This window comes from Geobacillus uzenensis (assembly GCF_002217665.1).
In the GTDB taxonomy this organism is placed as follows: Bacteria; Bacillota; Bacilli; order Bacillales; family Anoxybacillaceae; genus Geobacillus; species Geobacillus subterraneus.
Map to the genome: position 1 here is coordinate 366,691 of NZ_NEWL01000009.1, position 13,401 is coordinate 380,091.

Annotated in this window: 11 protein-coding genes, 2 rRNA genes and 1 other annotated feature; all 13 genes read right to left on the bottom strand. The window is 52.6% G+C overall.

Annotated elements, in window-relative coordinates:
* Window position 1: 1 nt before the first annotated feature.
* A complete protein-coding gene (gene cysS / locus B9L21_RS15325) occupies window positions 2-1,405 on the bottom strand; it encodes a cysteine--tRNA ligase (protein WP_063167009.1) in 1,404 nt (467 codons plus the stop codon).
* Entirely contained in the window at window positions 1,383-2,078 is a 696-nt protein-coding gene (cysE, locus tag B9L21_RS15330; protein ID WP_089135017.1) for a serine O-acetyltransferase, read from the bottom strand. Before cysE ends, cysS begins: the two co-directional genes overlap by 23 nt.
* 36 nt (window positions 2,079-2,114) lie before the next feature.
* Window positions 2,115-2,351 (bottom strand) — a binding site (T-box leader).
* 77 nt (window positions 2,352-2,428) lie between these two features.
* Complete coding sequence (gene gltX / locus B9L21_RS15335) at window positions 2,429-3,898, bottom strand: glutamate--tRNA ligase (RefSeq protein WP_063167011.1); 1,470 nt, start codon at window positions 3,896-3,898, stop codon at window positions 2,429-2,431.
* 227 nt (window positions 3,899-4,125) lie between these two features.
* Window positions 4,126-4,608 carry a 2-C-methyl-D-erythritol 2,4-cyclodiphosphate synthase gene (ispF, locus tag B9L21_RS15340; protein ID WP_063167012.1) on the bottom strand — a complete coding sequence of 161 codons (483 nt, stop codon included), beginning with the start codon at window positions 4,606-4,608 and terminating at the stop codon, window positions 4,126-4,128.
* 14 nt (window positions 4,609-4,622) lie between these two features.
* Window positions 4,623-5,309 carry a 2-C-methyl-D-erythritol 4-phosphate cytidylyltransferase gene (ispD, locus tag B9L21_RS15345; RefSeq protein ID WP_063167013.1) on the bottom strand — a complete coding sequence of 229 codons (687 nt, stop codon included), beginning with the start codon at window positions 5,307-5,309 and terminating at the stop codon, window positions 4,623-4,625.
* A 21-nt stretch (window positions 5,310-5,330) separates the two neighbouring features.
* On the bottom strand, window positions 5,331-6,425 hold the full coding sequence (locus B9L21_RS15350; RefSeq protein ID WP_063167014.1) for a PIN/TRAM domain-containing protein: 1,095 nt from the start codon (window positions 6,423-6,425) through the stop codon (window positions 5,331-5,333).
* A gap of 207 nt (window positions 6,426-6,632) precedes the next feature.
* Window positions 6,633-8,006 carry a DNA repair protein RadA gene (gene radA / locus B9L21_RS15355; protein WP_063167015.1) on the bottom strand — a complete coding sequence of 458 codons (1,374 nt, stop codon included), beginning with the start codon at window positions 8,004-8,006 and terminating at the stop codon, window positions 6,633-6,635.
* 73 nt (window positions 8,007-8,079) lie between these two features.
* Window positions 8,080-10,515: an ATP-dependent protease ATP-binding subunit ClpC gene (clpC, locus tag B9L21_RS15360; protein ID WP_063167016.1), complete on the bottom strand. Its 2,436-nt coding sequence runs from the start codon at window positions 10,513-10,515 to the stop codon at window positions 8,080-8,082.
* Window positions 10,512-11,603 (bottom strand): protein arginine kinase, encoded by a 1,092-nt coding sequence (locus B9L21_RS15365; protein WP_063167017.1) that lies wholly within the window; start codon window positions 11,601-11,603, stop codon window positions 10,512-10,514. The genes clpC and B9L21_RS15365 overlap by 4 nt, the downstream gene beginning before the upstream one ends.
* Window positions 11,604-11,607: 4 nt before the next feature.
* Window positions 11,608-12,156, bottom strand: coding sequence for a UvrB/UvrC motif-containing protein (locus tag B9L21_RS15370; protein ID WP_063167018.1), 549 nt, complete (start codon window positions 12,154-12,156; stop codon window positions 11,608-11,610).
* 14 nt (window positions 12,157-12,170) lie between these two features.
* The gene (gene ctsR, locus B9L21_RS15375; protein ID WP_063167019.1) at window positions 12,171-12,632 is read right to left on the bottom strand and encodes a transcriptional regulator CtsR; all 462 of its coding nucleotides are present in this window, start codon (window positions 12,630-12,632) and stop codon (window positions 12,171-12,173) included.
* Window positions 12,633-12,918: 286 nt separating this feature from the next.
* Window positions 12,919-13,035, bottom strand: a 5S ribosomal RNA gene (gene rrf / locus B9L21_RS15380).
* A gap of 246 nt (window positions 13,036-13,281) precedes the next feature.
* A 23S ribosomal RNA gene (locus tag B9L21_RS15385) occupies window positions 13,282-13,401 on the bottom strand; the annotation flags it as partial.

A 13,401-nucleotide genomic window follows, 5' to 3' on the forward strand; every position in this document is an offset into this window, starting at 1 on the left:
TTTACGATCCCCGTTTCCATCTCGTCCCCTGCGGCGTATCTTCCAAAATGATATTTTTCGCTTTCAGCTCGTCACGGATGCGGTCGGCTAAGGCAAAGTCACGGTTTTTCCGCGCTTCGTTGCGCTGGCGGATCAGCGCCTCAATTTCTTCGTCAAGCAGCTCTTCTTGTTTCAAAGTAAGGCCGAGCACATCCGCCAGCTGCTCAAACTCGCGCAAAAACGCATGAATGACGTTCTCAGACGTCGTTTTCTCCTGCAAATACAAGTTCGCTTGCTTGGCGAGTTCAAACAGGACAGCAATGCCGTTGGCGGTGTTGAAATCATCGTCCATTTCACGAATGAACGAGGCACGGACATCCGCAAGGCGCGAAAGCCACTCCTCATCGTTGTCGGTTAAGTTCGTGCTCGCTCCAAGCCGGTGCTGCAAGTTGCCGTATGCTGTCTTCAACCGTTCGAGCCCGCGCCGCGCGCTCTCAAGCAGCTCCTCGCTGTAGTTGATCGGGTGGCGGTAGTGCACCGACAGCATAAAGAAACGCAACACTTGCGGATCAATCTGCCGGATGATGTCATGAACGAGCACAAAATTGCCGAGCGACTTGGACATTTTTTCGTTGTTAATATTTAAATACCCATTGTGCAGCCAATATTTCGCAAACGGTTTGCCGGTCAGCGCCTCCGACTGGGCAATTTCGTTTTCATGGTGCGGAAACGTCAAGTCTTGGCCGCCGGCATGAATGTCGATCGTATCGCCTAAATATTTGCGCGCCATCGCCGAGCATTCGATATGCCAGCCGGGCCGCCCTTTCCCCCATGGGCTGTCCCAAGAAATCTCTCCTTCTTTGGCGGCTTTCCAAAGGGCAAAATCGAGCGGATCGTCTTTCTTTTCCCCCACTTCGATGCGCGCTCCCGCCTGCAGTTCGTCAATCGACTGGTGCGACAGTTTGCCATAGCCTTGAAACTTGCGCGTCCGATAGTATACGTCGCCGTCAACTTCGTACGCATACCCTTTATCAATAAGCGCTTGAATAAATTCGATAATCGTTCCGATATTTTCCGTCACGCGCGGATGGATATCCGCTTTTTTGCAGCCGAGCGCTTGAATGTCCTCAAAATACGCTTCAATAAACCGCTCCGCGATCGCCGGAACGCTCTCGCCGAGCTCGCGGGCAGCCTTGATCAGCTTATCATCCACATCCGTAAAGTTGGACACATATGTCACATCATAGCCGCGGAACTCCAAATAGCGGCGGATCGTGTCAAAGACGATGGCGGCGCGGGCATTGCCGATATGAATATAATTATAGACCGTCGGGCCGCAAACATACATTTTCACTTTGTTCGGCTCGAGCGGCTCAAACGTTTCCTTTGTCCGCGTCAGCGTATTATAAAGCCGGATGCTGCTCATATTCGTTCTTCCTTTCTTGGTGTTTCAATGCCTCAAGCTCGCTTTGCAGCCGGGCGATTTCGGCTTCAAGCTCCCGGAACCGGTCGGCGATCGGATCCGGCAAATCGGTATGGTTTAAATCTTTTCTCACCTTTACCCCATCGCGCACGACAACGCGGCCAGGGATGCCGACAACCGTCGAATTGGGCGGCACGTCTTTTAACACAACCGACCCTGCGCCGATCTTTGAGTTTTCCCCGATCGTAATCGAACCGAGCACTTTCGCGCCGGCAGCGATCAAACAGTTATCTTTAATCGTCGGATGGCGCTTCCCTTTTTCTTTTCCTGTCCCACCTAATGTAACCCCTTGATAGACAGTGACGTTGTCGCCGATTTCGCACGTCTCGCCGATGACCACTCCCATGCCGTGATCGATGAAAAAGCGGCGGCCGATTTTTGCGCCCGGATGGATTTCAATGCCGGTGAAAAAGCGGCTAATTTGCGAAATCAAACGGGCAAGAAAGAAAAATTTCCGTTTGTAAAGCGCATGGGCGATCCGGTGCGCCCAGATGGCATGCAACCCGGAATACGTTAAAATCACTTCCAAATAGCTTCTTGCTGCCGGGTCTTGTTCGAAAATGACTTCGATGTCTTCTTTTAATGTTTTAAACATAATGTCCTCCCTCCATCCCATTTGATGATGAATAGAAAAGCGTCTCTGTGCCGAAGACACAGAGACGCTTTTGGCGCGGTTCCACTCTGTTTAGCGAAACGGATGCGCCGTTTCGCTCGCTCGAGTCCGATAACGGAGATGCTCCGCTCCCCTCTACTGCAGAACGTCTCTGTTCCGGTTCGAAAGGAGGCTCCGAGGCGCATTTCAGACAACATCGGGCATAAACCGCTCCCAGCCAAGACGGTTCTCTCTGGAATGCCGATGTCACCTACTTCTCCTCGTCAACGCTTTATCATTATGTGTGCTTGTTCAACCGACAAACTTTGTATTATTATACCACAGCTGCAAAGCAAACGTGCATACAAGATCAACTAAAATTTTTCTTGCAGCGCCCGTTCGAGCCGTTCGATCACCTTTTGTTTGCCGAGCAGCTGAATGGCAAACGGCAGCTCCGGTCCGTGCGTTTGCCCGGTCACTGCGGCGCGGATCGGCATGAACAGCTTCTTCCCTTTTTGTCCAGTCGATTTTTGCACTGCTTTGATCGCTGCTTTAATCTCATCGGCCGTAAACGGTTCAAGCTCCCGCACGTTCGCTAAAAAGGCAGAAAGCACATCCGGCACTTGTTCTTCGGCGAGCACTTGGCGGGCTTCGTCTTCATATTCGACTTCTTCTTTAAAGAACAGCTCGGACAGCGGAACAATCTCCGCTCCGTAGCTCATTTGCTCTTGGTACAAGGCAATCAAATCGCGCGCCCATTGCCGCTGCTCATCGCTCATGTCTGCCGGCAGGCGCCCCGCTTTCACTAAATGCGGCAGCGCCAGCTCGACAAGCCGGTCGAGATCAAGCTTTTTGATATATTGATTGTTCATCCATGTCAGCTTTTTCGTATCAAACATCGACGGCGATTTCGACAGTCGGGCGACGTCAAAAATGCGGATCAGTTCGTCTTTCGTAAAAATTTCTTCTTCCCCTTCCGGCGACCAGCCAAGGAGGGCGAAAAAGTTGAACATCGCCTCCGGCAAATAGCCGAGTTCTTTATATTGCGACACAAACTGAATGATCGATTCATCGCGCTTGGACAGCTTTTTCCGCTGCTCGTTGACAATCAGCGTCAAATGGGCGAACTGCGGCGGCTCCCAACCGAAATATTCATACACCATGAGCTGTTTCGGCGTGTTGGACAAATGCTCCTCGCCGCGGAACACATGGCTGATTTCCATCAAATGGTCATCAATGACGACGGCAAAATTGTACGTCGGAATACCGTTCGCCTTCATAATGACCCAATCGCCGACGTCTTTCGACTCAAACGTCACGTTGCCGCGCACTAGATCGTTCACTTCGTACGTTTTCCCTTCCGGCACTTTCAGGCGGATCGTATACGGCTTCCCTTGGGCTTCAAGTTCAGCGACTTGCTCCGGCGTTAAATGGCGGCATTTGCCACTGTATTGCGGAGCGGCAATACCGGCCGCCCGCTGCTCCTCCCGTTCCCGCTCGAGCTCTTCCGGTGTGCAAAAACATTTGTACGCATGCCCTTGTTCGAGCAATTCGTTTACATACTTCCGGTAGATGTCTAGCCGCTCCGTCTGCCGATACGGCCCGTAGCCACCGTCTTTATCAACCGATTCATCATAATCAATGCCGAGCCATTGTAAGTTTTCAAGCTGCGACTCTTCGCCGCCTTCAACGTTCCGTTCAATATCCGTATCCTCGATGCGGACGACCATTTTTCCGCCGTGATGGCGGGCAAATAAATAGTTAAACAGCGCTGTCCGCGCCCCGCCGATATGCAAATGACCGGTCGGGCTCGGCGCATAGCGTACGCGCACGTCTTTTGCCATCGTCCAACCCCTCCACTTTCATCAAAAACTTGTGCTATTATTGTACCGTTTATCGCGGCAAAGTTCAAAACGGACAGCTCGCCTCATCAGCGCTGTGCCGTCGGACGCCGGCCTCTTCCGCTCGACGCCTTCACGCCCCGGCGGAAAAACACGAGGCCGGAACGCTTCCGGATCCGTCATGCTGCCACTTCCTAAGCGTCATCATATGGCATCGCAGCACCCTAATATTACGCCCCGCTCTTTTGCAGCAATACGACCGCCTGGGCGGCAATGCCTTCTTCGCGCCCAGTGAATCCCAGTTTTTCTGTCGTCGTCGCCTTCACATTCACTTGCGAACGCTCGGCTTCGAGCAGCCGGGCGATCATCGTCTTCATGTCCTCGATGTACGGCGCCATCTTCGGCTTTTGTGCGATAATGGTGCAGTCTGCATTAACTAGCGTATACCCTTCTTGCCGGACGAGCGCCCATACGTGCGCGAGCAACTCGGTTGAGTCAGCATCTTTATAGCGCGGATCCGTATCGGGAAAATGCCGTCCAATATCGCCGGCGCCAATCGCCCCAAGGCATGCATCCGCCACCGCGTGAAGCAGCACATCGGCATCGGAATGACCAAGCAGCCCTTTCTCATACGGAATATGTACGCCGCCGATAATGAGCGGACGCCCTTCAGCCAGTTGGTGGACGTCAAACCCTTGTCCAATGCGAAACATCTCTTCACCCCCATCTACTCCGCAATGCGGCTCGCCAAAATCGCCTCAGCAAATAAAAGATCTTCCGGGGTTGTCAGCTTAATGTTGCGATAGTCCCCTTCCAAGATTTTCACCGGCCTGCCGAGCCGTTCGACAAGGCTGGCATCATCTGTGCCGAGGTAACCGGCTTTTTTCGCCTCTTCGTGCGCTTCCATGATTAAAGACAGACGAAAAGCTTGTGGCGTTTGCACCGCCCACAAGCTGGAACGATCAATCGTCTGTTCGACAAACAAACCGCTCGCTTTTTTGATCGTGTCTTTCACCCGCACCGCCGGAATGGCCGCGCCGTATTGAACCGCGGCATCAGCCAGCTCATGCAAATGCCGGATGCGAACAAACGGACGGGCGCCGTCATGAATGAGGACAATCTCCCCGCCCTTCAGCACCTGCAATCCGTTATAAACGCTATGCTGCCGTTCCTGTCCGCCGTTGGCGAACGCCGCCACCTTTCGGATGCGGAAGCGCGAGAGCAGCTGCTCAAATCGGCTTCGCTCGGCCGGGTTGACGACAAGCACAATGCTGGTGCACCGCTCATCGCCATCGAACACTTTCAGCGTCCGGACGATGAGCGGCTCGCCGCCAAGTTCAATAAATTGCTTGTTCATGCCGGCGTTCATCCGCTTCCCTTGTCCGGCCGCCAATACGATCGCTTCGTAGTTCATTGGACGTTTCCCCTGTTCTTTTTACAGCGCCTTTTGCAGCAGTTTCAGTTTGGCAAAAATCATTCTCCCCGCAGATGTTTGTAACACGCTCGTGACCAAAACGTCAACCCGTTTGCCGATATATTCTTTGCCATCTTCAACAACGATCATTGTCCCATCATCCAAATAGGCGACACCTTGGTTATGCTCTTTCCCGTCTTTGATGACGTGCACGTTCAACTCTTCGCCCGGCAGCACGACCGGTTTGACGGCGTTCGCTAAATCGTTGATATTGAGGACGCGCACGTTTTGCAGCTCACACACTTTGTTTAAGTTGAAATCGTTCGTGACGACCACACCTTGGAGTTGTTTCGCCAACTTAACGAGCTTGCTGTCGACTTCTTGGACGTCACTAAAATCCGCTTCGTGAATCTCCACTTTCATCGCCATCTCTTTTTGGATGCGGTTTAAAATATCCAAACCACGGCGGCCGCGGTTTCGCTTTAGCACGTCGGAAGAATCAGCGATATGCTGGAGCTCCTCTAATACAAAACGGGGGATAACAAGCGGCCCTTCGAGAAACCCGGTTTGACAAATGTCTGCGATCCGCCCGTCAATGATGACGCTCGTATCTAAAATTTTTACCGCTCCGCCTTTCGGCGCTTCGTTTTCCACTTCTCCGCCTTTTTTCTTCGTCATTCGATTGGAAAGAGAAAATAAGTTCATCAGCTCATTCCGTTTCTTTAACCCAACGCGAAATCCTAAATAGCCAAGCAGCACGGTCAAAAAAATCGGCAACACCGTATTCAACACTTGAATGCGAAACGACTGCAACGGCATAACGACTAAAAACGCGATAATAAGACCAAAAATCAGCCCGATACTGCCAAAGAGCACGTCAGCGGCCGGCGCCTTTACCAGCGTTTCCTCAGCCCAACGGACCATATCGACGACATAATCGACAAGCCAAAACGTCAACAAAAAGAAAACAACCGCGCCTAACACCGCCAACGTATAGGAATTATTGACAAGCGGCATGTCGCTTACATTCAACAGCTCAAGCAAATCGGGCAAAAACATGGCCCCCAACGTTCCGCCCACCGCGAGAAAAAATAATTGTACAACGCGTTTGACCATCGGCTCATCTTCACCTCCCTACCTAACATTATAAACAGTTTCCAATGTTTGAAACCAATTGGAAGGCAATTTTTAACCATTTTTGAACATTTGACACCTACTTGTAATCATAAGCGACGGGTGCCCGTGCAGCGGGCCGATTTGCTTCAACCCCCACTATATTTCTTACGTCCATCTAGAGAAAAAGGTTCGGTCATTTGATTCGGTTTATAACATCGTATGCTCGAGCGCCTCGGCCACATGCGAAACACCGATCACGTTGACGCCTGCAGGCGGCTGCCAGCCAGTCAAATTGTTGTTCGGCACAATGACGCGGGAAAACCCTAATTTGACAGCCTCTTGCACGCGTTGTTCAATGCGGGAAACACGGCGCACCTCCCCGGTCAAGCCGACCTCACCGATAATGACATCGGCCGGGTTGGTTGGCCGATCGCGGAAACTCGAGGCGATGCTGACAGCGACCGCCAAATCGATGGCCGGTTCGTCAAGCTTTACCCCGCCAGCCACCTTCAAATAGGCGTCCTGGTTTTGCAACAGCAGACCGACCCGCTTTTCAAGCACGGCCATGAGCAGCGATACGCGGCTATGGTCGAGGCCGGTCGCCATCCGCCTTGGATTGCCGAAACTCGTCGGCGAAACGAGCGCCTGAATTTCAACGAGCACCGGGCGCGTCCCTTCCATCGCCGCGACAACCGTCGAGCCAGCCGCCCCGCGCGACCGCTCTTCCAAAAACACTTCCGACGGGTTTTCCACCTCTCGCAGCCCGATGTCACGCATTTCAAAAATGCCGATTTCATTCGTCGAACCGAAGCGGTTTTTCACCGCCCGCAAAATGCGGTACGTATGATGCCGTTCCCCTTCAAAATAAAGAACCGTATCGACCATATGCTCGAGCAGACGCGGCCCGGCGATCGCCCCTTCTTTCGTCACATGGCCGACAATGAAAATCGCGATGCCTTTCGTCTTGGCGATTTTCATCAGCTCAGCGGTGCACTCGCGCACTTGGGCGACGCTGCCCGGCGCCGACGTAATATCCGTCCGGTACACCGTCTGAATGGAATCGACAATCACACAGGCAGGCTGAATCGTTTCAATCGCTGCTACAATATATTCCAAATCCGCCTCCGCTAACACATACAGTTGATTGGACTCGGCATGGAGGCGCCCGGCGCGCAGCTTCACTTGCTTCACCGATTCCTCACCGGATATATACAACACCGTATGTCCGGCCGCGGCGAGCCGCGCTGATGTTTGCAGCAGTAACGTCGACTTGCCGATGCCGGGATCGCCGCCAATTAAGACAAGCGAGCCTTTGACGATTCCCCCGCCGAGCACGCGATTGAGCTCCGCACTGTTCGTTTCAATGCGCGGCTCTTGCGCCGCCGTAACGGCTGTAATCGGAACCGGTTTGGCCGGCCCCGATGGCTCAGAATGAAGAAACGCCCCGCGCGCAGCCGGTTTCGCTCGCTCAATTTCTTCAACGAACGAATTCCACGTTTGGCAGCCCGGACAGCGGCCGAGCCATTTGGCTGATTCATACCCACATTCTTGGCAAACAAATTTCGTTTTCTTTTTCACCATCCGTCTAACCCTTTCTACAACGGTTTCCATAGAAAAAAGGTATGGGCAGCAAGCTGCCGCATACCTTTTTTCTTTACACGACCGCCTGTTTCGACAACACAACAAACTCTCCATCCTTAACATCGACGGCGACTTTTTGCCCTTTGGCGATCGTGCCTTTCAATAATTCCTCAGACAAACGGTCCTCGATATGTTTTTGCAAGGCGCGGCGCAGCGGACGGGCACCGTATTCCGGATCAAACCCTTCGGCGGCAATTTTCTCAATGGCTGCCTCGGTCAGTTCAAGGTCAATATCTTGTTCTCTCAGCCGTTTCACAAGCGTATCGGCCATCAGGCGGACAATTTGTTTCAGATGGTCTTTTTCGAGCGAATGGAAGACGATAATTTCATCGATCCGGTTCAAAAACTCCGGACGGAACGCTTTTTTCAGTTCATCCATCACTTTGCTTTTCATGTCCTTATATTGCTGGTTCCCATCTTGAATGTTAAAGCCGACGTACTTGTTCCGTTTCAGCGCATCAGCGCCAACGTTGGACGTCATAATGATAATCGTGTTGCGGAAGTCGACCGTCCGCCCTTTCGAGTCGGTTAACCGCCCGTCTTCTAATACTTGCAGCAAAATGTTAAACACGTCTGGGTGCGCTTTTTCCATCTCATCCAACAGAACGACCGAGTATGGCTTGCGGCGCACTTTTTCGGTCAGCTGGCCGCCTTCTTCGTAGCCGACATACCCCGGCGGCGAACCGATGAGCCGCGATGTCGAGTGTTTTTCCATATACTCGGACATATCGATGCGAATGAGGGCATCTTCATCTCCAAACATTGCCTCGGCCAATGCACGGGCCAATTCCGTTTTCCCGACGCCGGTCGGGCCGAGGAAAATGAACGAACCGATCGGGCGTTTCGGGTCTTTGAGGCCAGCCCGGGCGCGGCGCACCGCTTTGGCCACCGCTTTGACCGCCTCGTCTTGGCCGACGACGCGCGAATGCAAAATTTCTTCCAGTTTCAACAGCCGCTCGGTTTCCGTCTCGGCCAGCTTCGATACCGGAATCCCGGTCCAACTCGAGACGACCGCGGCAATGTCTTCGACCGTCACTTCCAAATTTTCTTGGCCTTGTTTTTCTTTCCACGCACGTTTCGTTTCTTCAAGCTCTTCACGCAGCCGCTGCTCCATATCACGCAGCGACGCCGCTTTTTCAAATTCTTGGCTTTGCACGGCCGCATCTTTCTCTTTTCGCACTTCTTCAAGCTTTTGCTCCAGTTCTTTCAGTTTCGGCGGCGCCGTGAACGAACGGAGACGCACTTTCGAGCAAGCTTCATCAATCAAGTCGATCGCTTTATCCGGCAGGAACCGGTCGGTAATATACCGGTCGGAAAGTTTGACTGCCTGAATGATCGCCTCATCGGAAATCGAGACGCGATGATGCGCTTCATAGCGGTCGCGCAGCCCTTTTAAAATTTGGATTGATTCTTCCACCGTCGGCTCATCGACATGAATCGGCTGGAAGCGGCGCTCGAGCGCGGCATCTTTCTCGATGTATTTCCGATACTCATCAAGCGTTGTCGCGCCAATGCATTGCAGTTCCCCGCGCGCTAATGCCGGTTTTAAAATGTTCGACGCATCGATGGCCCCTTCGGCTCCGCCGGCGCCGATTAACGTATGAAGCTCATCGATGAACAAAATGATGTTACCCGCCTGGCGAATTTCGTCCATCACTTTTTTCAGCCGGTCTTCAAATTCGCCGCGGTATTTTGTCCCGGCGACAACCGTACCCATATCGAGCGTCATGACCCGTTTGTCGCGCAGCGTTTCCGGCACCTCGTTATTGACAATTTGCTGAGCCAATCCTTCGGCGATTGCTGTTTTCCCGACACCCGGCTCCCCGATCAGCACCGGGTTGTTTTTCGTCCGCCGGCTCAACACTTCAATGACACGCTGGATTTCTTTGCTCCGGCCGATGACCGGATCAAGCCGCCCTTCACGGGCGATCGCCGTTAAATCGCGGGCGAGGCTGTCAAGCGTCGGCGTGCTTACATGCGAGGCGCCTCCGCCGCCGTGCCCTGATACCGATTCATTGCTGCCGAGCAGCTGCAACACTTGTTGACGCGCCTTGTTCAAGCTCACCCCTAAGTTGTTCAACACGCGGGCCGCCACTCCTTCGCCCTCGCGGATCAGTCCAAGCAAAATATGTTCTGTGCCGACGTACGAATGACCGAGCTTCCGCGCTTCATCCATCGACAGCTCAATCACTTTTTTCGCCCGCGGCGTGTAGTGAATCGTGTGCGATACCTCGCTGCCGCGGCCGATGAGCGACTCAACTTCTTTCTGAATTTTATCCGGGCCAAGTCCGAGCGCCATGAGCGCTTTAGCAGCGATCCCTTCGCCTTCGCGGATCAGTCCGAGCAAAATGTGTTCCGTGCCAATATTGTTATGGCCAAGGCGAATGGCTTCTTCCTGCGCCAACGCCAGCACCTTTTGCGCCCGTTCCGTGAATCTGCCAAACATCATCGTTCATCACCCTCCATCTTTCTTCGTTCTTCCATCTTTAAACGTTCCCGAATTAACGCCGCCCGGCGGACATCCCGTTCCTCAGGGCGAAGCGCCCCGCCGGCATATTGCTGCAGAAAACCTGGCTGCGTTAAAATCATCAGTTCATTTAAAATGTTGCGCGGGATGTTTTTGATATATCCTAAATCGATCCCTAAACGCACATCTGACAAACATTGTGCCGCCTCTTTCGACTCGATGACGCGGCAGTTGGCCAATATGCCGTATGAACGGAACACCTTGTCTTCTAATTGTATGCCTAAAGTTTTCACTAATGCCTGACGGGCCGCTCTTTCTTGGGCGATCAGCTGCTGAACGATCGTATGCAAATCAGCGACAATGTCCTCTTCCGACTTTCCAAGCGTAAGCTGGTTGGAGATTTGGAATATATTCCCCAACGCCTCACTTCCTTCCCCGTATGTCCCGCGGACGACAAGTCCGAGCTGGTTGATGGCAGGGATAATGCGATTGATCTGTTGCGTCAATACGAGCGCCGGAAGATGCATCATCACAGACGCCCGCAGTCCCGTTCCGACATTGGTGGGGCAGCTCGTTAAATAACCAAGGCGCTCATCAAAGGCATAGTTGACGTGCCCTTCAATCCAATCGTCCAATCCACTCGCCGCCTCGAGCGCCTCAGCAAGCTGCAGCCCTGGAAATAAGCATTGGATGCGGATATGATCTTCTTCATTGATCATGATGCTAATTTCTTCATTTTCCGAAAGCAGGCAGGCGCCAAACGGGGAATCTTCCGCCAAATGCGGACTAATTAAGTGCTTTTCTACTAATACCCGTTTTTCAATCGGCTGAAGCTCCGACATTTTCAGCAGCTCAAAGCGGCCTGCCCCCCCGTATGAACGATGGGCAAACGTTCGTTCAAACAGAGCGACGATTTGTTTTGCTTCCTCGCTGTTAAACAGCGTCGGGAAGCGGAAATCAACAATATTGCGAGCCAGCCGGATGCGGCTGCTCAAAACGATGTCCGAATCTGGTCCCTCTTGGCTCATCCAAGAGCTGACCGCCGTATTGAAAAACTTCTCAAACGACATACCGCTACATCTCCCCCTCTCCGCGTTGGCGAAGTTCGTCCTCTAAAGAGCGGATTTGATCGCGCACTTCGGCTGCCCGTTCAAACTCCTCGCGGGCGACCAGCTCTTGAAGCTTTTGCTTCAGCAAAGCAAGCTGCTTGCGCAAATGGAGAACGCCGCCTTTTCGCTTCGGGATTTTCCCTGAGTGGGCGGTATTTCCGCTATGAAGCCGTTTCAAAATCGGCGGCAAGTAGCGGGCAAACGTCCGATAACAGTCCGCACAGCCGAACCGTCCAATTTGCGTGAACTGATGATACGTCATTTTGCACGTCTCACATTGAAGCAAATCCGGATTCGGAAACGCGTTCGCCGTCACTTCTTTCATCGGGGCTTGGAAGTTGAGCAGCCCTGCTAACAGGTTATTGAGCGGAAAGTCATCATTGCCATAGAGCATAAACATATGCCCATGCTCTTTGGCACACTGTTCACAAAGATGGAATTCCGTTTTTTCTCCATTGACAATTTTCGTAAAATGCATCGTCGCCGGTCGCTGCTTGCATTCTTGACAAATCAACGTCTCCCCCTCCCCTACTTGTACTTCAGCGACGTCAACATCGCCTTTAACATGCGCGCCCGCAGTTCATCCCGCTCGGGCAAGCCAATGTATAAAACGGAGCGGTCCATCACGCTTAACATCATTTTCGCCTCCCGCTCCGAAATCACCTTTTCTTCAACAAGACGTTTTACCACATCTTCAGCATTCGACTGGCTAATGCGGTGGCCAATGAGCTCGAGCAGCTGATCAATGAGCTGGGCCTCGCTTTTCGTCTTCACTTTCATGATGCGGATATATCCGCCGCCACCGCGCTTACTCTCGACGATATATCCTCTCTCAAGCGTAAACCGCGTATTGATGACATAGTTAATTTGCGATGGAACACATTGAAACTTATTAGCGATCTCGCTTCGTTTAATTTCCACGATATCTTGGTCGCTCATATTGAGTACTTGCTTTAAATATTGCTCAATAATGTCGGAAATGTTGGGCACTCTACCTCCCACCTTCCTCACAACCGAGCTGCTTGGCGATGAAACCAGCTGCCATCCAGTAACAGATGGCCTATAGAGAGAAACCGGCATCATCGCCTTCTTGTTGACTTTGACTATATTTGACCTTACTTTTACTATATAATGTATGATGAAAAATTGCAAGAGTTACGGGAGAAGTCAAACTAACTATAGAATATCCGTTTTTTCAGCTAACGAAACATCAGCCTGCTGATAAACGAAAAAGCACGTCTTTTTTCCTAAAGGAAAAGACGTGCTTCTTTGTTTGGCCTAGCAGCGACCTACTCTTGCAGGGGCGCTGGCCCCAACTACCATCGGCGCTGGAGAGCTTAACTTCCGTGTTCGGGATGGGAACGGGTGTTTCCTCTCCGCTATCACCACTAGGCGATATAATGTTGTGGGATCATTCCCTCAAAACTAGATAACCGTGTGGGGGAAGAAGCCGCGGCGCTTCCGCTTTTTGTCTAGCTCCGGCCGCCATCGGCTCGCGACGCTTCGGTCCTGCTGCGGCGGCGACACATTGCATACGCTCCTGTGACACCACCCACGCAGAACCAAGCTTTGCTTGGTTCGAGCCTCCTCGCAGGCCCTCCAGCGCGTTTCGCCGGTAGGCAGGCGGCCTCTGCTTTTCTAGGTTAAGCCCTCGATCGATTAGTATCCGTCAGCTCCACGTGTCGCCACGCTTCCACCTCGGACCTATCGACCTCGTCATCTTCGAGGGATCTTACTCGCCTAACGCGATGGGAAATCT

Bases quoted from the DNA above. Each gene is read 5' to 3' on its own strand.
- cysS (WP_063167009.1), bottom strand. From the start codon at position 1,405: ATGAGCAGCATCCGGCTTTATAATACGCTGACGCGGACAAAGGAAACG.
- cysE (WP_089135017.1), bottom strand. From the start codon at position 2,078: ATGGGATGGAGGGAGGACATTATGTTTAAAACATTAAAAGAAGACATC.
- gltX (WP_063167011.1), bottom strand. From the start codon at position 3,898: ATGGCAAAAGACGTGCGCGTACGCTATGCGCCGAGCCCGACCGGTCAT.
- ispF (WP_063167012.1), bottom strand. From the start codon at position 4,608: ATGTTTCGCATTGGACAAGGGTTTGACGTCCACCAACTGGCTGAAGGG.
- ispD (WP_063167013.1), bottom strand. From the start codon at position 5,309: ATGAACTACGAAGCGATCGTATTGGCGGCCGGACAAGGGAAGCGGATG.
- B9L21_RS15350 (WP_063167014.1), bottom strand. From the start codon at position 6,425: ATGGTCAAACGCGTTGTACAATTATTTTTTCTCGCGGTGGGCGGAACG.
- radA (WP_063167015.1), bottom strand. From the start codon at position 8,006: ATGGTGAAAAAGAAAACGAAATTTGTTTGCCAAGAATGTGGGTATGAA.
- clpC (WP_063167016.1), bottom strand. From the start codon at position 10,515: ATGATGTTTGGCAGATTCACGGAACGGGCGCAAAAGGTGCTGGCGTTG.
- B9L21_RS15365 (WP_063167017.1), bottom strand. From the start codon at position 11,603: ATGTCGTTTGAGAAGTTTTTCAATACGGCGGTCAGCTCTTGGATGAGC.